Source organism: Streptomyces sp. BK79 (assembly GCF_044142145.1).
Lineage (GTDB): Bacteria > Actinomycetota > Actinomycetes > Streptomycetales > Streptomycetaceae > Streptomyces.
Map to the genome: position 1 here is coordinate 342085 of NZ_JBHVOC010000003.1, position 19749 is coordinate 361833.

Annotated in this window: 14 protein-coding genes; 4 read left to right on the plus strand and 10 right to left on the minus strand. The window is 72.0% G+C overall.

Annotated features, from left to right (window positions below):
- Position 1: 1 nt before the first annotated feature.
- The 4 genes from narH to ACFIF2_RS05385 all read right to left on the minus strand — a co-directional run bounded on the left by narH (position 2) and on the right by ACFIF2_RS05385 (position 7191).
- The gene (narH, locus tag ACFIF2_RS05370; RefSeq protein WP_395571318.1) at positions 2 to 1597 is read right to left on the minus strand and encodes a nitrate reductase subunit beta; all 1596 of its coding nucleotides are present in this window, start codon (positions 1595 to 1597) and stop codon (positions 2 to 4) included.
- Positions 1597 to 5292, minus strand: coding sequence for a nitrate reductase subunit alpha (locus tag ACFIF2_RS05375; protein WP_395571319.1), 3696 nt, complete (start codon positions 5290 to 5292; stop codon positions 1597 to 1599). Before ACFIF2_RS05375 ends, narH begins: the two co-directional genes overlap by 1 nt.
- A 110-nt stretch (positions 5293 to 5402) precedes the next feature.
- Complete coding sequence (locus ACFIF2_RS05380) at positions 5403 to 6218, minus strand: SAM-dependent methyltransferase (RefSeq protein WP_395571320.1); 816 nt, start codon at positions 6216 to 6218, stop codon at positions 5403 to 5405.
- Between the two features lie 109 nt (positions 6219 to 6327).
- Entirely contained in the window at positions 6328 to 7191 is an 864-nt protein-coding gene (locus ACFIF2_RS05385) for a helix-turn-helix transcriptional regulator (RefSeq protein ID WP_395571321.1), read from the minus strand.
- 217 nt (positions 7192 to 7408) lie between these two features.
- Here ACFIF2_RS05385 and ACFIF2_RS05390 point away from each other — a divergent pair, with 217 nt between their 5' ends.
- On the plus strand, positions 7409 to 7834 hold the full coding sequence (locus ACFIF2_RS05390) for a hypothetical protein (protein ID WP_395571322.1): 426 nt from the start codon (positions 7409 to 7411) through the stop codon (positions 7832 to 7834).
- Here ACFIF2_RS05390 and ACFIF2_RS05395 read toward each other — a convergent pair.
- Positions 7816 to 8667, minus strand: coding sequence for a helix-turn-helix domain-containing protein (locus tag ACFIF2_RS05395; RefSeq protein ID WP_395571323.1), 852 nt, complete (start codon positions 8665 to 8667; stop codon positions 7816 to 7818). The two genes, ACFIF2_RS05390 and ACFIF2_RS05395, sit on opposite strands and share 19 nt — an antisense overlap.
- Positions 8668 to 8810: 143 nt before the next feature.
- Between ACFIF2_RS05395 and ACFIF2_RS05400 the strand changes: the two genes are divergently transcribed.
- The 3 genes from ACFIF2_RS05400 (at position 8811) to ACFIF2_RS05410 (ending at position 11887) form a co-directional block, all read left to right on the plus strand.
- Positions 8811 to 9116, plus strand: coding sequence for a 4a-hydroxytetrahydrobiopterin dehydratase (locus ACFIF2_RS05400; protein WP_395571324.1), 306 nt, complete (start codon positions 8811 to 8813; stop codon positions 9114 to 9116).
- 4 nt (positions 9117 to 9120) lie between these two features.
- The gene (locus ACFIF2_RS05405) at positions 9121 to 9861 is read left to right on the plus strand and encodes a class I SAM-dependent methyltransferase (RefSeq protein WP_395571325.1); all 741 of its coding nucleotides are present in this window, start codon (positions 9121 to 9123) and stop codon (positions 9859 to 9861) included.
- A 130-nt stretch (positions 9862 to 9991) separates the two neighbouring features.
- Entirely contained in the window at positions 9992 to 11887 is a 1896-nt protein-coding gene (locus tag ACFIF2_RS05410) for a rhamnogalacturonan lyase (protein ID WP_395571326.1), read from the plus strand.
- 145 nt (positions 11888 to 12032) lie between these two features.
- Here ACFIF2_RS05410 and ACFIF2_RS05415 read toward each other — a convergent pair whose 3' ends face one another.
- From ACFIF2_RS05415 to ACFIF2_RS05435, 5 genes are all read right to left on the minus strand, one after another.
- Complete coding sequence (locus tag ACFIF2_RS05415) at positions 12033 to 12566, minus strand: MmpS family transport accessory protein (RefSeq protein WP_395571327.1); 534 nt, start codon at positions 12564 to 12566, stop codon at positions 12033 to 12035.
- A gap of 208 nt (positions 12567 to 12774) precedes the next feature.
- Complete coding sequence (locus tag ACFIF2_RS05420; protein WP_395571328.1) at positions 12775 to 13038, minus strand: hypothetical protein; 264 nt, start codon at positions 13036 to 13038, stop codon at positions 12775 to 12777.
- 101 nt (positions 13039 to 13139) lie between these two features.
- On the minus strand, positions 13140 to 13370 hold the full coding sequence (locus tag ACFIF2_RS05425) for a hypothetical protein (RefSeq protein ID WP_395571329.1): 231 nt from the start codon (positions 13368 to 13370) through the stop codon (positions 13140 to 13142).
- 137 nt (positions 13371 to 13507) lie between these two features.
- On the minus strand, positions 13508 to 16147 hold the full coding sequence (locus ACFIF2_RS05430; protein WP_395571330.1) for a cellulose binding domain-containing protein: 2640 nt from the start codon (positions 16145 to 16147) through the stop codon (positions 13508 to 13510).
- Between the two features lie 250 nt (positions 16148 to 16397).
- On the minus strand, positions 16398 to 19331 hold the full coding sequence (locus tag ACFIF2_RS05435; RefSeq protein ID WP_395571331.1) for a glycoside hydrolase family 48 protein: 2934 nt from the start codon (positions 19329 to 19331) through the stop codon (positions 16398 to 16400).
- Positions 19332 to 19749: the final 418 nt, after the last annotated feature.

Here is a 19749-nt window from a genome sequence, read left to right on the forward strand (position 1 = left end):
ATCAGACCTCCCTCTCGTCGTCGGCGGTCTGCCGCCGGCGCAGGACGTGGAAGTTCTCCACCGGCACCAGCGGCAGCCGCCTGCGTCCCGAGTCCTGGCCGAACGGCCCGTCGCCGCCCATGCCGGGCCCGCCGTCGGTGTCCAGGCTGCACGTGTCCGGCAGAGCCGACGCCTCCAGCCGGTGCGCGTCCCCGACGGCCGCGGTCGGGATCACGTACCGCTCCTCGTACTTGGCGAGCGCCAGCAGCCGGTACATGTCCTGGACCTCCTGTGCGGACATGCCCACTCCCGCGAGGACGGCCGGGTCGGGGTCCTCGCCGAGGTTGATCGCCCGCATGTGGGAGCGCATCGCCGCCAGCTTCTCCAGCGAGGCCCGCACCGGTCCCACGTCGCCCGCCGTGAACAGCTCCGCGAGGTACTCCAGCGGGATCCGCAGCGTGTCGATCGCACCGAACAGGTTGTCCGCGTCCTCACCGTCGTGCCCGGTCTCGGTCAGCGCGTCCACCACCGGCGACAGCGGCGGGATGTACCAGACCATGGGCATGGTGCGGTACTCCGGGTGCAGCGGCAGCGCCACCCGGTACCTGCTCACCAGCGCGTGCACGGGGGAGCGCCGCGCCGCCTCGATCCAGTCGTACGGGATCCCCGCCTCCTCGGCGGCCCGCCGCACCCCGGGGTCCTCGGGGTCGAGGAAGACGCCCAACTGCGCCTCGTACAGTTCCCGTTCGTCCGGGGTGGACGCCGCCTCGGTCACCTTGTCGGCGTCGTACAGCACCACGCCGAGGTAGCGCAGCCGTCCCACGCAGGTCTCCGAGCACACCGTCGGCTGCCCGATCTCGATGCGCGGGTAGCAGAACGTGCACTTCTCGGCCTTGCCGGTGCGGTGGTTGAAGTACACCTTCTTGTACGGGCATCCGGTCACGCACATCCGCCAGCCCCGGCAGCGGTCCTGGTCGACCAGGACGATGCCGTCCTCGGAGCGCTTGTACATGGCCCCGGACGGGCAGGACGCCACGCACGACGGGTTGAGGCAGTGCTCGCAGATGCGCGGCAGGTAGAACATGAAGGTCTCTTCGTACGCGAACCGCACCTTCTCCGACGCCTGCTGCCGCGTGCGTTCCACCATGGGGTCGAGGTCGCCGTAGGCGGGGGCGCCGCCCAGGTCGTCGTCCCAGTTCGAGGACCAGCCGATCTTCATCGGTTTGCCGTCGAGCTGGGAGACGGGCCGGGCGACCGGATAGTCGGAGCCGAGCGGGGCGTCGGTGAGGTTCTTGTAGTCGTACGTCCAGGGCTCGTAGTAGTCCTTGATCTCCGGCAGCTTCGGGTTGGAGAAGATCCCGGCGAGCTTCTTGATCCGGCCGCCCGCCTTGAGCTTGAGCGCGCCCCGCCGGTTCAGCTCCCAGCCGCCCTGCCACCTCTCCTGGTCCTCGTAGCGGCGCGGGTAGCCCTGTCCGGGGCGGGTCTCGACGTTGTTGAACCAGACGTACTCCATGCCCCGGCGGTTGGTCCACGCCTGCTTGCAGGTGACCGAGCAGGTGTGGCAGCCGATGCACTTGTCGAGGTTCATGACCATGGCGACCTGGGCCATCGGGCGCATCAGTACTCGACCTCCTGGCCGCGGCGGCGGATCACGGTGACCTCGTCACGCTGGTTGCCCGTCGGGCCGAGGTAGTTGAACGCCCAGGACAACTGGGCGTAGCCGCCGATGAGATGGGTCGGTTTGAGGAGCAGGCGGGTGAGCGAGTTGTGGATGCCGCCGCGTTTCCCGGTCGTCTCCGCCAAGGGCACGTTGACCGTGCGTTCCTGCGCGTGGTGCATGTAGACCGTGCCGGGCGGCATCCGGTGCGAGACGATAGCGCGGGCCACGACCACGCCGTTGCGGTTGACCGCCTCGATCCAGTCGTCGTCGGCGACCCCGATCGCCTCCGCGTCCCGCGTGGACATCCAGATGGTCTGGCCGCCCCTCGACAGCGCCAGCATGAACAGGTTGTCCTGGTACTCGGAGTGGATGGACCACTTGTTGTGCGGGGTGAGGTAGCGGACCGTCACCTCGCGGTGTCCGTCGGGGCCGAGCTGGGGCTCGCCGAACAGCCGGCTCATGTCCAGCGGCGGCCGGTACACGGGCAGCGCCTCGCCCAGCTCGTGCATCCAGTCGTGGTCGAGGAAGAAGTGCTGGCGGCCGGTGAGGGTGTGCCAGGGCTTGAGGTGCTCGGTGTTGAGCGTGAACGCCGTGTACCGTCGCCCGCCCGCCTCGCTGCCCGACCACTCCGGTGAGGTGATCACCGGCACGGGCGCCGCCTGGGTGTCCGCGTACGTGATCCGCTTGCCCTCGTGCTCGGCGGCCAGGTGGGCCATCTCCTGCCCGGTCTTCGCCTCCAGCGTGTGGAAGCCCTGGACGGCCAGGCGCCCGTTGGTCGTGCCGGACAGCGCCAGGATGGTGTTGGCGGCCTTCACCGCCGTGTCCAGCGCCGGGCGTCCGTCGGCGGGGCCGCCGCGCACCGCGCCGTTCATGTGCCGCAGCCGCTCCACCTCCTCGTCCGGCTTCAGGGTGATGCCCTTGGCGGGCAGCCCCTTGGCCTCCACCAGCGGGCCCAGCGCCGCGAACTTCGCACCGACGGCCGGGTAGTCCCGCTCGACGACGACGAGGTTCGGCAGGGTCTTGCCGGGCTCGGGAGCGCACTCCCCGCGCCGCCAGTCCCGTACGACCCCGCCCGGCTGGGCGATCTCGCCCGGGGTGTCGTGCTGGAGGGGCGCCGCCACCAGGTCCTTGCGCACCCCGAGGTGGTCCACGGCCAGCTCGCTGAGCTTCTCGGCGAGCGCCTTGAAGGTGTCGAAGTCGGTGCGCGTCTGCCACGGAGGGTCCACGGCCGGCGAGAAGGCGTGCACGTAGGGGTGCATGTCCGTGCTGGACAGGTCGTGCTTCTCGTACCAGGTCGCGGCGGGCAGCACCACGTCGGACAGCAGCGTGGACGAGGTGTGCCGGAAGTCCAGGGACAGCAGCAGGTCGAGCTTCCCCTCGGGTGCCTCCTCGTGCCACACCACGTCCCTCGGCCGCTCGTCCGGCGCGGCCTCCTCGGCCCGCAGCGAGGAGTGGGTGCCCAGCAGGTGCTTGGTGAAGTACTCGGCGCCCTTCGCCGACGAGCCGAGCAGGTTCGCCCGCCACAGGGTCAGGATCCGCGGCCAGTTCTCCGGCGCGTCCGGATCCTCGCAGGCGAACTTCAGCGTCCCCGCCCGAAGTTCCGCCACCGCGTTCGCCACCGGGTCGCCGAACGCCTCGCCCAGCTCCAGCGGGTTGCGGTCGAAGGTCGGGTACGACGGCATCCACCCCGTCCGCGCCGACAGCGCCAGGCAGTCCGCGCCCGTCATCCCCGCCAGCCGCCCCTCGCCCAGCGGCGAGGCCAGCACGTCGGCGCCGAAGCGGTCGTAGCGCCACTGGTCGGTGTTGAGGAACCAGTACGCGGTGCCGATCATCTGACGCGGCGGCCGCGACCAGTCCGACGCGGCGGCCAGCGACGCCCAGCCGGTCGACGGGCGGCACTTCTCCTGGCCCACGTAGTGCGCCCAGCCGCCGCCGTTGCGGCCCTGGCAGCCGGTGAGCTGGAGCAGGGCCAGGAAGGCCCGGTAGATCGTCTCGGAGTGGAACCAGTGGTTGGTGCCCGCGCCCATCAGGATCATGCAGCGCCCCTTGGAGCGCTCGGCGGTCCGCGCGAACTCCCGGGCGATCCGCACACAGGCCGCCGCCGGGACCGAGGTGTGCGTCTGCTGCCAGGCCGGGGTGCCGGGCGCGTCCGCGTCCTCGTACGACGCCGGCCAGTCGCCCGGCACCCCCGGGCGGGCCACCCCGTACTGGGCCAGCAGCAGGTCGAACACCGTCGTCACCAGCGGCCCCGTCGCCCCGCCCAGCCGCGTCGCCGGCACCCCCCGCCGGACCACCTCGCCGCGGCCCTGCGCGTGCGCGCCGCCCTCCGTGTCGAAGCGCGGGAGCAGCACCTCCACGCCCGACGCCATCTCGTGGCCGTGCAGGCTCAGCCGGGGGCTCACGTCACCGAGGTCGAGGTTCCACCTCCCCTGGTCCGCCTCGTTCCAGCGGAAGCCCAGGGAGCCGTTCGGGACGACCGCGCGGCCCGACGCCTCGTCCAGCACGACCGTCTTCCAGCGCGCGTCCTCGCCCTCCTGCCCCAGGTCGGCGGCGCGCAGGAACTTCGCCGGCACGTACGCGCCGTCCCGCTCGGTCAGCGTCACCAGGAACGGCAGGTCGGTGAAGCGCCGCACGTAGTCGTCGAAGAACGGGGTCCGCCGGTCGACGAAGAACTCCTTGAGGACCACGTGCCCCATCGCCAGGGCCAGCGCGCCGTCCGTGCCCGGGTGCGGGTGCAGCCACTGGTCGGCGAACTTGGTGTTGTCGGCGTAGTCCGGGGAGACGACCACGACCTTCTGGCCCCGGTAGCGGGCCTCCGCCATCCAGTGCGCGTCCGGGGTGCGGGTGACGGGGACGTTCGACCCCCACATGATCAGGTACGCCGCGTCCCACCAGTCGCCCGACTCCGGCACGTCCGTCTGGTCGCCGAAGACCTGCGGGGACGCCACCGGCAGGTCGGCGTACCAGTCGTAGAACGACAGCATCGGGGCGCCGATGAGGGAGTGGAAGCGGGCGCCCGCCGCGTGCGACACCATCGACATCGCGGGGATGGGGGAGAAGCCCGCGATGCGGTCCGGGCCCTGGGTGCGGATGGTGTGCACGTGGGCCGCGGCCACCAGCTCGACCGCCTCGTCCCAGGTCGCCCGCACCAGGCCGCCCTTGCCGCGCGCTTGCTGGTAGCGCCGCCGCCGCTCCGGGTCGCTCTGGATGTCCGCCCAGGCCAGCACCGGGTCCGACAGCCGTGCCTTCGCCTCCCGGTACATCTCCAGGAGCACCCCGCGCACGTACGGGTAGCGCACCCGGGTCGGCGAGTACGTGTACCAGGAGAACGCCGCCCCGCGCGGGCAGCCGCGCGGCTCGTACTCGGGACGGTCCGGGCCGACCGACGGGTAGTCCGTCGCCTGGGTCTCCCAGGTGATGATCCCGTCCTTGACGAACACGTTCCAGCGGCACGAACCCGTGCAGTTCACGCCGTGCGTGGAGGTCACGACCTTGTCGTGGCTCCAGCGGTCCCGGTAGAAGGCGTCCGACTCCCGGCCGCCGACCAGCCCGATGCTGTGCAGGTCGGGCGCGGCGGTGCCGGACCGGAAGAACCGCCCCGCGCGCAGCAGCGCCGCGCCCGGCTCGGTGGGCGGTGTCCGCGTGTCGGTCACGTGCGCTCCCTCGATCGCCCAGGCCCTGGATCTTCGAACCTAGGGCCGGGCGCGGGAGCGCACCCGTTCGCGGCGCCCGTACGGGTCAGTGCGGGCGCCGGCCGGTCCCGTCAGACCTTGCGCGCCACCCCCGCGTACACCGGCACGATGCCCTCCGACTGGACCGCCACGTCCTGAGGGTCCGGCCGCCATCCGGTGACCGGGATGATGCCGGGACCCAGCAGTTCCAGCCCGTCGAAGAAGCGTGCGAACTCGCCGAGCGAGCGCGGGTAGAACGGGGTGCCGCTGCGGGCGAACAGCCCGGCGGCCTTCCCCACCGCCTCCGGGTTCAGGTCCGGCGTCACCTGGGAGAGGACCAGGTGGCTGCCGGGGGCCAGGGCGTCGACGTACCGCTTCAGCAGGCCGTGCACGTCGTCGCCGTCGGCCGCGTCACCGAGGTAGTGCGTCAGCGCCACCAGCGACAGGGCCACCGGTTCGCCGAAGTCCAGGGACTCCGCCGCCAGCCGCAGGATCAGGTCCGGGTCCCGGACGTCCGCGTGGACGTACTCGGTCGACCCCTCGGCCGTGCCGTGCAGGAGTGCCTCGGCGTGCCGCAGGACGATCGGGTCGTTGTCGGCGTAGACCACCCGCGCCTCGGGCGCCACGGCCTGGGCCACCTGGTGCAGGTTCGGCTCGGTGGGGATGCCGGTGCCGATGTCCAGGAACTGGCGGATCCCCGCCTCGGCGAGTGTCCGCACGGCCCGATGCATGAACCGGCGGTTGGCCCGCGCCCCGCGCACCGCCGTGTCGTCGGCGGCGAGGATCCTGCGGGCCAGTTCCTCGTCCACGGGGTAGTTGTCCTTGCCGCCCAGCCACCAGTCGTAGACGCGGGCCGGATGCGGCCGACTGGTGTCGACGGGGGCGGGCACGGCGTCGGATCCGGTCATGCGGTGTGGTCTCCTCGGGGTCGGGGTCGGGGTCGGGGTCGGGGTCGGGGTCGGGGTCGGTGTCGGGTCGGGGCGGGTCCGGGTGTCGGAGTCGGGCCGGGCCGCCGGGTCAGAAGGTCTCGCGGTACGCGCGCAGGATCTTCTCGGTGCGCTGGGTCGAGGCGGCACGCGCCGTCATGTGGTCCAGGACCTCCAGGTGCGCGGAGACCTCCGCGCGGGAGTCCAGGTACAGGGCGCCCGTCAGGTACTCGGTGAAGACCATGTCGGGCAGCTCCGGCTCGGCGAACCGGAACAGCGTGAAGGGCGCGTACGTCCCGGGGTGCGGCCCGTCGTCGAACTCGGCGACCTGGAGCGTCACCCGGTCCCGGGTCGCCAGCTCCAGCAGCTTGTCCAGCTGGTCGCGCATCACCCGGCCGTCGATGCTGACGGGGCGCCGCAGCACCGTCTCGTCCATCACCACCCACAGGTGCGGCGGGTCGGCGCGCTCCAGCAGCCGCTGCCGCTCCATGCGCAGCGACACGTGCCGCTCCACCGCGTCCGGGCCCGCGTTCCCTATCGTCCCGGCCTCCAGCACCGAGCGCGCGTAGTCCTCGGTCTGCAGCAGCCCGGGCACGAAGTGCGGCTCGTAGGAGCGGACGATCCGCGCGGCGCCCTCCAGGCTCACGTACATGCTGAACCAGTCCGGCAGCACGTCGTGGTACCGCTGCCACCAGCCCGGCTGGTTCGCCTCCTCGGCCAGCGTGACGAAGGCCGACACCTCGTCCTCACGCACCCCGTACGCCGTCAACAGGATCTGGACGTACGGTATTTTCAGCGCGACCTCGGCCATCTCCATGCGCCGCACGGTCGCCGGGGCCACCCTGAGCACCTTGGCGGCCTCCTCGCGCTTGAGGCCCGCCGTCTCCCGCAGTTCCTGCAACCGCCTGCCCAGGACCACCTGGCCCACCGTGGGTGCGGCCCGCCGCTCACTCACGCCACGCCTCCCCAACGCGCCCAAGTCCGCCCGCAGTCTGTCACGTTCCCCCACCGGCCTCACAGGGGTGCCGGCGGATCAACATCATTACCTGCCGGGTAATCGACCGTGCGCGGCCCGGCCGGGAGAGTGGAGTCAACGGGTTCCGGGCCGGCGCACTCCGGTCCGGCACCCGGCTTCCCGCAGCGTGTCCGATCCCGACGGAGGGTGACTCGTCATGTCCACCAACCAGCTGGCCGTCCTCGCCCGCACCGCCGAACCGCGGCTGATGCTGCGCCGCTTCCTCGCCCTCGACGCGGTGGTGACCGGCACCAACGCGGTCGCCTACCTCGCCCTGTCCGGGCCGCTCGGCCGGTTCCTCGGCGTGGACTCCGGGCTGCTGCTCGGCCTCGGCGCGTTCCTGGCGGTGTACGCCGGGTGCGTCGCCCTGCTGGCCGCGCGCCCCGAGCCGCCCGCCCTCGCCGTCCGGGCCGTCGTCGAGGCCAACCTCGCGTGGTCGGCGGTCAGTCTCGCCGCCCTCGGCCTGTGGCTGACGCCCACCACGGCCGGCGCGGTGTGGACCGTGCTCCAGGCCCTCACCGTCGCCGGGTTCGCCCTGCTCCAGTACGCGGCGCTGAGGCAGCGTCAGGGCAACAGGGTGTGAAGGTACTTGACCGTCGCCGGGTCGGCCGGGAGCAGTGTCTCGATGGCCAGCTCGGCGACGGTCACGTCCATCGGGGTGTTGAACGTGGAGATGGACGAGATGAACGACAGGGTCCGGCCCTCGTGCTCGATCCGCAGCGGCAGCGCGAAGTACGGCACCGGCTCGTCCGGTTCCTCGCCCGCGCCGCTGGCCGGCACCGGGTAGGCCGCCACCTCGTCGTACAGCGCCCGCAGCGGCGCCGAGCGGTGCAGGGCGATCTGGCGCCGCATCTGCTCCAGCAGGTGCCCGCGCCACTCGCGCAGGTTGCGCACGCGCGGGGCCAGTCCCTCGGGGTGCAGGGTCAGCCGCATCGCGTTGAGGGGCGGTTCGAGCAGGTGCTCCGCGACGCCGTCCAGCAGCATCGAGATGCCCCGGTTGGCGGCCAGCACCCGGTAGGTCGCGTCGACGACCAGCGCGGGGTACGGCTCGTAGCCCCGGATCAGCCGCTCCATGCCCTCGCGCACCGCGCCCAGCGCCGGGTCGTCCAGGGGCGTCTCCGGGTAGCGCGGGGCGTAACCGGCCGCCAGCAGCAGGGCGTTGCGCTCCCGCACGGGGACGTCCAGGTGCTCGGCGAGCCGCAGCACCATCTCCTCGCTCGGCCGGGAGCGGCCGGTCTCCACGAAGCTGATGTGCCGGGCGGAGGAGTCGGCGCGCAGCGCCAGCTCGAGCTGGCTGACCCGCCGCCGCTCCCGCCAGGCCCGCAGCAGCGGGCCCACGCCCTGGGTGGCGGATGCGGTGCCGGGCCCGCCCTGGGGGGTGGGGGTGGGTGCGGTACCGGGCGCGAGTGCGGTCATGCCCCGACGGTAGTCGACGGCGGGCCGCGCCGGGAGCGGCCGGCGCTCGGCCAGGGCCGGGGCGGCCCCGCTGTGGCAGGCTGAGGAGGTGTGCGCCGCGCGAGCGGCCGCCGAGGAGACGCCCAGGAGAAGGAGTGAGGCCCATGCCCGTCGAACCGCTGTCGCAAGAGGAGATCGAGGAGCGGCTGGCCGAGCTGCCCGGCTGGTCCCTCGACGACGGCCGCCTCACCCGTTCCTACCGGCTGGGCTCGCACTTCGCCGCGACCGCGATGGTCGTGCACATCGCCCAGGTCCAGGAGGAGCTCGACCACCACTCCGACCTGACGCTCGCGTACCACACGGTCTCGCTGGCCGTGCACACCCACAGCGCGGGCGGCGCCGTCACCGAGAAGGACATCGAGCTCGCCCGCAGGGTGGAGGACCTGGCCACCGGCCACGGGGCACACTGACGGTGTGCTCGACTACGACAAGGAAGCGGAAGTCTACGACGCCTCCCGCGGCGGCGAGCCCCGCGCCGAGGCCGCCGCACGGGCCGTACTGAGCCTCGTGCCGCCCGGGGCGCGCGAGCTGCTCGACGTCGGCTGCGGCACCGGCATCGTCACCCGGCGGCTCGCGGACGGACGGCCCGGCCTGCGCGTGACCGGCGCCGACCTCGCGCCCGCGATGGCCCGGCGTGCCGCCGCCCGGCTGCCCGGTGCCGTGGTGCTCGCCGACAGCCGCCGGCTGCCCTTCGGGGACGGCGAGTTCGACGCGGTCGGCAGCGTGTGGCTGCTGCACCTCGCCGACGGCGCGGACGGTGTGCGGGCGATCGTCGGCGAGTGCGCGCGCGTCCTGCGGCCCGGCGGGGTGTACGTGACGACGGTCGACAAAGGTGCCTCGCACAACGTGGGCAGCGACATCGACGCCGTGCTCGCCGCCCGCCCGCCGAGCACCGCCCACGACGCCGCCGACCTCGTCGAGTCCCACGCCCGCGCCCACGGCCTGGTCCCGGCCGGGCACGCCCGCTTCACCGGCCACGGACAGGGCCGCAGCCCGCGCCGTACGATCGCCGACCTCCGGCGCGGCTGGTTCGTCACGCTGCCGCCGGGCGATCCGCGCGCCGAGCACTTCGCGGCCCGGCTCGCCGCCCTGCCGGACCAGGACCGGCCCCGGCCCGACCCGGTGTTCACACTGAGGGCGTTCGCGAAGCCGTAGGCAGGCGTGGGGCGTCACGGGAAGCCGTCGGGCAGACCGTGGGGGAAGTCGTGGGCGGTGGGCGGCAACCCGGCCGCTCCGGGCGGCGACTGAGGGACGGAACCCGTCCGACCCCCAGGAGGTTCGTCCCGTGAGCCACCCCCACACGCGCCCCCACCCCCGCACGCACCGCAGACGCCGCCCGCTCGTCCTCGGCGCGGCCCTCGCCGCCGCGACGCTCGTCGGCACCGGCCTGACCACGCTCACCACCGGCACCGCCGAGGCGGCCACCGCCCGGCAGGTCGAGGCCCTCGACCGGGGCGTGGTCAGCGTCCACACCGGCGACGGCAACCTGGTCGGCTGGCGCTGGCTGGGCACCGACCCGGACAACGTGGCGTTCAACGTCTACCGGGCCGGCACCAAGGTCAACTCCGCGCCCGTCACCGGCACGACCACCTTCTTCCACGCCGGCGCCCCCTCCCACGCCGACTACACCGTCCGCGCCGTCGTCAACGGCACGGAGCAGGGCGACTCCGTCCACGCGGTCCAGTTCCGGTCCGGCTACAAGGACGTGCCGATCACCCCGCCCGCCGGCGGCACCACCCCCGACGGCGTCTCCTACACCTACGAGGCCAACGACGCCTCCGTCGGGGACCTCGACGGCGACGGCGCCCTCGACCTCGTCCTCAAGTGGCAGCCGACCAACGCCAAGGACAACTCCCAGTCCGGTTACACCGGCAACACGATCGTCGACGGCGTCAAGCTCGACGGCACCCGCCTGTGGCGCGTCGACCTGGGCCGCAACATCCGTTCCGGCGCCCACTACACGCAGTTCCAGGTGTACGACTACGACGGCGACGGCCGGGCCGAGGTCGCCATGAAGACCGCCGACGGCACGAAGGACGGCACCGGCGCGGTCATCGGCAGCTCCTCGGCCGACCACCGCAACTCCTCGGGCTACGTCCTCACCGGCCCCGAGTACCTGACCATGTTCGACGGCCGCACCGGCAAGGCCATGGGCACGGTCGACTACGTACCCGCCCGCGGCACCGTCTCCTCCTGGGGCGACTCCTACGGCAACCGCGTCGACCGCTTCCTGGCCGGCACGGCCTACCTGGACGGCTCCCGCCCCTCCCTGATCATGGCGCGCGGCTACTACACGCGCTCGGTGATCGCCGCCTGGGACTGGCGGGGCGGCGCCTTCACCCGCCGCTGGACCTTCGACACCAACTCCTCCACCAACGCCGGCAAGGGCTACGACGGCCAGGGCAACCACCAGTTGTCCGTCGCGGACGTCGACGGCGACGGCAAGGACGAGATCGTCTACGGCGCGATGGCCGTCGACGACAACGGCAACGCCCTGTGGACCACCCGCAACGGCCACGGTGACGCCATGCACGTCGGCGACCTCGACCCGTCCCGCGCGGGCCTGGAGGAGTTCAAGGTCGACGAGGACAGCTCGAAGCCGTCATCCTGGATGGCGGACGCGCGCACCGGCCAGATCATCTGGGCCACCGGCGCGAGCGGCGACAACGGCCGGGGCGTCTCGGCCGACATCTGGTCCGGCAGCGCGGGCGCCGAGTCCTGGTCGTCCGCGGAGAGCGGCATCCGCAACCCGAAGGGCACGGTGGTCAACAGCCGCAAGCCCTCCAGCGCCAACTTCCTGTCCTGGTGGGACGGCGACCCGGTCCGCGAACTCCTCGACGCCACCCGCGTCGACAAGTACGGCACCTCCGGCGACACCCGCCTGCTCACCGGCTCCGGCGTCGCCTCCAACAACGGCACGAAGGCCACCCCGGTCCTGTCCGGCGACATCCTCGGCGACTGGCGGGAGGAGGTCGTCTGGCGTACGTCGGACAACAGGGCCCTGCGCATCTACTCCACCCCGCACGACACGGACCGCCGCATCACGACGCTCCTCCACGACACCCAGTACCGCACGGCCCTGGCCTGGCAGAACACCGCCTACAACCAGCCCCCGCACCCGAGCTTCTTCCTGGGCGCCGGCATGACGACGGCACCGAGACCGACGGTGTACACACCCTGATCCCTGACCTGCTGCCCTCTGCCCGACGGGTACTCGTACGTGGCAGCCGCTCACCTCACGGGAGCGGCTGCCGCAAGTCTCCGGCAGTGACCTCACCGTCCGGCGGAGCGGCCATTCACCGCGGTCACGCGACCGCGCACGTCCGTCAGTCCCATCCGCCGAGGAAGCCGCTGCTCAGCTGCGCCATGCAGATGTTGTAGTCGCCGGAGGCGTGCCCCTTCTTGGTCTGCCCGTCGACGGTCACCGAGCAGTTGATGTCCCCGCCGCCCATGAGCTGCGCGGACACGTTGTAGTACATGGCCTCGCCGTCCAGCTTCAGTGTCTTCGTCATCGGCAGACCCTTGCCCGACCGGCTGTCGGTGTCGCTGCCGTAGTTGATGTCGACACCGGCCGGAGCGGATCCCCACACCTTGAACACGACTTCGCCCGCGGAGCCCGCCTCGGCCGGCGGGTCCGCGGGCTTGTCCTCGGCCTTCGGCTTGACCGTTTTCGTCTCCGTCACGGTCACGGTGGGCGCCGGCTTCGGCTCGTCGTCCTTCACGGGCTTCGCGGCGGCGGACTCGGTGACGGTGACGGTCGGCCGCGCCTCGGCGGCCGCGCTCGTCTTCTCCGGTTCGCCGCCTCCCGCGGCGCCGATGCCGACACCGACGAACAGGGTGAGAACGGCGGCCGGGATCACGTACCGCTTCCGCGCCCACGTCGGCCCGCCCGGCGGTGGCCCGGGCGGCATCGGAGGCGGCTCCGGGAACGGGGGTCGGGCAGGCGGCGGCTGATGGAACGACATGATTCCCCCAAGGTTGAACGTTGGAACACGTTAGACCACATGTGAGGAATCTGTGAACGCGGGTTACCGCTCTGTGACGGAACGGCTACCGGGGCCTGGCTTGTCAGACTTCGTGGATGTGGACGCCGTCGTCGGTGAGGGTGCCGTCGTGCTGCTCGTAGTGGGACAGTGCGAGGCCGAGTCCGAAGAACGTGGGTGCCCACTCGCCCACGAAGAGGCCCCAGCGGTCGGCGCGGTCGACGTTGACGCCGGGTTCGACCTTGAGGCTGGTGGCCCAGGCCGCGACGGTGAGGCCGATGGAGGCGAAGGCGGCCAGGTAGGCGTGCTCGCTCCTGACGCCCATGTCGTGCATCTTCTTGACGATCATCGGTGGCTCCGTTCCTGTGGGGAATCCACGGAACGGAGTGCCCTCGTCGCGTGCCCGTATTCACCCGTTCTGGGTTATCTGTCCTCTGTGTGCTCCTCAGCTCACCGGTGGGGCTTCTCGCCGTTGACCACCGTCCTGACCCGTCGCTGCGTCAGCCGCGTCCGCGAGGCCAGCACCTCCACCGGTACGCCTCGCCGGTACGCGGCGCGCAGGGCGGTGTCCCGCCAGTGGCCGTTTCTCTTCTTCGCGGTCCGGCCCGCGACGGTTCGCTGGAGCACCACCGCCAGCCCGAGCAGCAGCCGCCCTGCCGCGCCCTCCCACGTTCGCGCCATGCGGCGCCCCCTGTCCTCGCCACCACTCCCACTGACACCACGGTCGAAGAAGGGCGGCGGCGCCACAAGGGCGCGAAGCGGGCGCGGGGATCACGGAGCCGGGAGGGCGCGCCGCCGGTACGCGCCCTCCCGGGCTGTCATGCCTGCGTGCAGGCTCGGCCTCCCGACATGAACGACGTCGGTTTCGCGTTGGTCCCCGACCAGCTCCCCGTGAAGCCGAAGCCCACCGACGCGCCGGGCGCCACGCCGGCGTTCCAGCCGGTGTTCCTCGCCGTCACCGTCGCGCCCGACTGGGTGTGCTCGGCGTTCCAGAGCTGGGCCACCTTCTGGCCGTCGGCGAAGGGCCAGGTGAGGGACCAGCCGGTCCAGGCGGACGTCCCGGTGTTGGTGAGCCGGACGTCGGCCTGGAAGCCGCCCGGCCACTGGTTCGTGATCGTGTACGTCACCGCGCAGGCCCCGGTGGGGGCCGGGCCGGTGCCGTCGGCCGGGTCGCCGTAGACGATGCCGCGCCCGTTGGTCGCCACGTACACCCGGCCGAACACCCGGGGGTCGCCGGTGATGGCGGCGCCGGTCCAGCCCCACTGGTGGGCGTCGTCGTTGACGCGGGTCCAGGTGGCGCCCCGGTCGGTGGAGCGGAAGATGCCGCGCACGCCGTCGATCTTCGCACTGGTGAAGAGGGTCTGGTACGAGGCGTCGGGCGCCGCCTTGCCGAAGCCGATCGTGTCGGCCTCCTCGACGCCGGACAGCTTGGTGAAGCTCGCGCCGCCGTCCGTCGAGTGCCACAGACCGTACGGGCCGTCCGCCGCCCCGCCCGCCAGCCAGATGTCGCCCTTACCGCCCGGCAGCGCCTTGAAGCGGACGCTGTCGCCGGCGGGCAGCCCGGTCGCCGCCGACGCGGTGAAGGTGGCGCCGCCGTCGGTGCTGACGTAGAACTTCCCGGACTTGAAGCCGTAGAACGTCTTCGGGTCCACCCGGTCGGACTCGACGACCGCCCCGGCCGGGATGCCGGCCGACGCCTGCCAGGACGTGCCGACGCCGTTCGCGAAGTGGACGCCGGTGCCCTGCGGGCTCCACACGAAGCGGCTGCCGTCGGCGCCCGCCGCGACCGTGCCACCGCCGCTGACCCCCGAGGGATCGGTTCCGCCGGACCAGTGGGCGCCGTTGTCCGTGGAGAACGCGACGTGCGGGCCCGCGTCCAGGTTCCCGGCCCGCACGACGACGTCCGGGTTCGCCTCCGCGAAGTCCAGGCTCGTGGTCGTGGTGAAGTTCGGGGAGGTGAACATCATCGACGGCACCTCGGTCAGGCTGGTGTGCCGGAAGCCGCCGACGTCACCCAGCGCGCTGAGCAGCGGGGCGCCCGACGGGGGAGCCGCCAGGTCGTTCACCGCCGTCTCCTCCAGGCCGCGCACCATGGGGGAGACGCTGAACCTGCCGCCTTCGTCGTCCCAGTTCGTGAGGTTCTCCGTGCCGTAGATCGTCGCCCCCGTCCCGTACATCATCCGGTCGGAGTCGAACGGGTCGATCTCCAGCGTCTCCGTCATCCAGCCCAGCTTCGGCGTCTGCTCCGGCGGCGTCGGGTTCGCGCCCCAGGTCAGCCACGGGGACGACGAGACGTCCATCGTGTAGCGGTTCTCGCGGGCCGGGTACGACGTGTAGTTCCACGCCTGCGTCCACGTCCCGCCGCTGTCCGTCGAGCGGAAGATCTGCGTGTCCGGCCACCAGGAGCTGTACGCCGTGGCCATCACCGTCCCGGGGTTCTGCCGGTCGACGGTCAGGCCGCTGAAGCCGTAGGAGGTGTCCGCCTCCGCCGCCGGGCTGATGTCCGTCCAGGTGCCCGTCCCCGTCGCGTACCGGTACAGCCGGCCCTTGCCGCCGTCGTACGGGCCGCCCGTGTCGCTGTAGGCCAGGTACAGGTAGCCGTTCTCCGCGTCCAGGACGCCCTTGTGGGCCAGGTAGCCGGTGGGCTGCCCGGCGATCCGCTGCCAGGTCGCGCCCGCGTCCGTCGAGCGGTAGACGGCGTTCTCCTTGTCGGCGACCCCCACGTAGACCGTCTTGGTGGGCGCGCCCGCCGTCCCCGTGGACTCGTCGAAGGTGACCCAGACGACGCCCTGGTTGTCGGAGGCGTAGCCGCTCGTGTCGGTCGGGTCCTGCGCGTAGTTCCCGGGGTTCGGGAAGGCCGTCACCTCGGACCAGGTCACGCCCGCGTCCGTCGACCGCCACAGGCCGTTCCCGCTGGGCGCGCCCAGGTACAGCACGTCGTTGTCGTGCGGGTCGACGGCCAGGCGCTCGCCCATGCCGCGGCCCGGCATGTTGCCGCCCAGCTTGAAGGGCAGATCGGCCTTCTTCCAGGTCGCGCCCCGGTCGGCGGAGCGCAGCACGGCGCCGTTGCCCGGGTCCCAGTCGTTGGTGTACGTGCCGACCGCCGCGTACACCCGGTCCGGGTCGACGGAGTCGGAGGCGAGGGAGGCCACGCCCGTGTGCCCCCAGTCGTCCCAGCCGACGTGGTCGAGCAGCGGCGTCCAGGACCGCGTCGCCTCCTGCCAGCGGTAGGCGCCGCCGATGTCGGTGCGGGCGTAGGCCAGGTCCTTCTCGGAGCGGTTGAAGACGATGCCGGGGACGAAGCCGCCGCCGTCGACGCGCGCGTTCTTCCAGGTGTAGGTGTCGGCGGTCACGGCCGCCGCCTTCGGTGGCTCGGCGGCCAGCGCGGCGGGCGGGCCGGCCGTCAGGAGGCCGGCCGCCAGGGCCAGCAGAGCGGTGAGGACCCGGGTTCTTCGCACGGTGGGGAACCGTCCTTCCGTCAGGAGCAGAACATGCGAGCACCGGGTGGCCCCAGGCGTGGGCAGGGGCCACCCGGTCAGGTGGTCTCGTCGTCCGGTGACGAGACCGTGCACGCGGAGCCGTCAGGCGCACCGAGGCAGAAGCGGTGCCCACAGCGCCCCTACGAGGGGCGCGGGGAACTGCGCGACCAGCCACACACGGCCCGCAGCCGAGAACGAACCGCCCGACCCGCGGTGCGCCTCGCGGGGGCTATTCGAGAAGCTCCGCGTACGAACCCATGGCGAGGGCGATGTCCGCCTGCGCCCAGAACCGGTGGTACGTGAAGGTGGGCGCGGCACCGCCCGCGAGATAGCTCTCGATCTTCGACCAGGCGGGGTCGTCCTGGTAGAAGGAGCGGATCGAGGAGAACGTCGACGACGCGTCGATCGTGTCGCCGTTCGGCATGGTCCCGGTCCAGCCGCTGGGCACGTGCACCGGGTCGTCGAAGCGGCTGTAGTCGGCGCGGGTCTCCGGCACGGCGATGCCGAGCGCGGTCTGGTCGTTCTCCCACATGCCGTCCAGCAGCGCCTTCGCGGTCGCCGCCGCCTCCGCGTCACCCGAGCGGTCGGCGTAGTACGTCAGGGTCTTGGCGTACGCCGCCGCGACACCGACGTCGTCGGTGTAGTCCGCGACCGTGACGTGCAGCGAGGCGTTGGCACCGGGGGAGGCCGCGTTCCAGGTGTCCGGCTTGCCCGACCACTTCAGCGTCGAGGGGATCCGGAAGCTGCCGTCCGGGTTGACCGTCGTCTCCGACAGCGCCCAGTCGACCCACTTGTCCAGGACCTCCTTGGCCCGTACGTCGCCGCTCTGCTGGTAGTACTCGGCGACCCGCTCCATGGACCACGCCTGGAAGCCGAACCACTGGTTGGACGGCGGGTCGTGGTACACCGGCTTCTCGTCGTAGTACATGCCGTAGAACGTCGGCGTACCGGCCGGCGGGGTCGCGTACCGGCCCGCCCAGCTGTTGGTCGCGCCGCCCGCGATGGCGCCCTCGTCGGACTGCAGCCAGCGGTAGAACTCCACCTGCCGGTCCAGGGACTTCGCCCAGTCCGCCGCGCCCGTCGCCGACTTCGGCTTCAGGTCGTCGTAGGTGCTGAGCGCGTACGCGGCCAGCGGGTTCTGGTAGCCGCCGTGGGTGTGGCTGGAGCCGATGCGCCAGGCCCAGCCCGCCGAGGTGTCCACCGCGCCGCCCCAGGCGTAGTACCAGGACAGCAGGTAGTGCGAGGAGTCCTTGCCGGTGCCCGCCGGACAGCTCGTCGGACCCACGCAGTCGCCGACCTTCTTGAAGTACTTGTCGAACATGGCGTAGCGCAGGTAGTCGCCCATCTTGGCGGCCTTGTCCAGGGTCCCGGCGATCTCGTCGCCCTTGCCCTGCTCCTCGGCCCACTTGTCCGCCCAGTACGCGGCCTGCACGGCCCGCGCGTCGGCGTCCGGGGCGTTGGTGAACTTCCACTGCTTGGCGTAGGAGGCGTCACCGGTGAACAGGTCCAGGTAGCCGTTCTTGCCGCCGTACTTGAAGGCGTCGCAGGTGGGCTGCGGCACCGTCTCCCACACCGACTCCTGCGCGCCGCGCTGGAAGGTGTTGATGTACGACGGGCCGGTGTCCGAGGGGCCCGCCTCGCACTTGCCGGGCGAGTTGCCGTAGCCGTAGGTGTTGTCGACGTCCTGGAGCCAGTGCATGCCGTACACGTCGTCCGTGCCGTACGCCGACTTCAGCTCGGCGGCGATCGGGTCCGGGCCGACGGAGACCGTGCCGTCCAGCTTCGCCGGGTACTCCTGCGGCGTGTCCAGCTCGGGCGCGTACGTCGCCGGCTTGGAGGCGTTGTAGGCCGAGTTGGTCGGCTGGTCGGCGTGCGTGGGGATCATGTACGTCTCCATGATCTCCCAGGCGTTGTTGAACCGGGACCAGTCGCCGGTCACCTTGCCGTACATGGCCTGCAGCCACAGCAGGTAGCTGTACGCCTCGGACGTCGTCTCGTGCCCGTGGTCCGGGGCCTCGACGATCAGCGTCTCGACCGAGTGGTACGGGATGCCCTCGGGGGAGAAGTAGCCGTTCGCCGGGTCGGTGATCTTCCCGTACAGCTCCAGGAAGCGGGCGTCGTAGTCCTTGGCCGCGGCCAGCTGGGTCACGGTGACCGCGGCCTTGCCGTGGCCGGGGGCCGTCGACTCGAACACCGCCGAGCCGGTGCCCGAGGCGTCGGCCGAGACGGTCACCTTCTGGGCGGTGGCCCAGTTCGCGGGCGTGAAGGTGAGGCTCGCCCCGCCGGTCACGCTCAGGCCGGTGTTGCCGCTCGCCCGGGCCGTCGTCACGGTGACGTTCGCGGCCGGCTGCTTGGAGAGCTTGACCTCGTACGTACCCGACTCGCCCTGCTGGACGCCGAGTTGCGCGGGCGTGGCGACCACGGTCGGTCCCGAGGCGACCGTGATGCCGACCGGCGTCGAGTCCGCCGAGGCGCCCATGCTGTCGTACGCCTTCGCCACCAGGGAATGACTGCCCACGGTCAAGCCGGAGGCCGAGTAGGTGTAGGGCGAGCTGGTGTCGGTGCCCAGCAGCCGCGTGTCGTCGTAGAACTCCACCTTGCTGATCGTGGCGCCGTCGGCCGCGGCCGCGGTGGCCGCCAGCGGCACGGCCTCGCCCTGCGAGTACACCGCGCCCGCCTCGGGGCTGGTCAGCACGGTGATCGGCGGCTGGTGCGCCCCGGTGCAGGGGGTGCCGTTGACCGCGAAGCTCGTCGGGGCGGTGTTGGTGCCGCTGTAGGTGAACTGCCCGCCGGCGGTGACGGCGGCGCCGGACGCGATCCGGCCGTTGTAGGCGGCGTTCTTCACGGTGACCGTCCGGCCCGACTGGGACCAGGTGCCGTTCCAGCCGTTGGTCAGCCTCTGGTTGCCGGCGTAGTCGTACGTCAGCGTCCAGCCGTCGATGGCGTCGGCGCCGCGGTTGGTGAGCGTCAGCTCCGCGGTGAAGCCGGAGCCCCAGTCGTTGGTCCTGTAGTCCACGCTGCACTGAAGCGCGGCCGCCTGAGCGGGAGTCGAACCGGTACCCAGCAGGGTCAGGGGTAACGCGAGGGCCGCCAGCGCGGCCGTCCACAGGCGCCGCGCGGTGCGGCGTGGGCGTCTGCGGCCGGGTCTGTGTCCGGGATGCATGGTGCTGGTTCCTCCTTGCGGCTCGGGGAGGTGTGGGGGAGGAGCAACAAGCCTTGAACCAGTGGGAGCGCTCCCATAGTGGGGAGGGGGTGCGGAGCGGTCAAGATGTGTGGCGAGTCGAAAAGATTCGACAGGAGCCGCCGGGAGAATCTCGGTAACTCCTCTGTTCTTCACCGTCACTTGGCGCTACCTTCACTGGCACCAGTGGGAGCGGTTCCATCAGTCGACGCGTCCGTCACGGCGCCCGAACTGCAAGGAGTCGCTCATGCGACACCCCCCGCACCACCCTCCGTGTTCAGGACTTTTAGCCGCCGGTGCGGCTGGTCCGACGCGTCCTCGGCCGGCGGGCCGACTCGTACCTCCCCCGGGCGGTTCCACCGTGCCCGCGGGCCGTTCCTGACCTCCGAAAGCGGCGGCA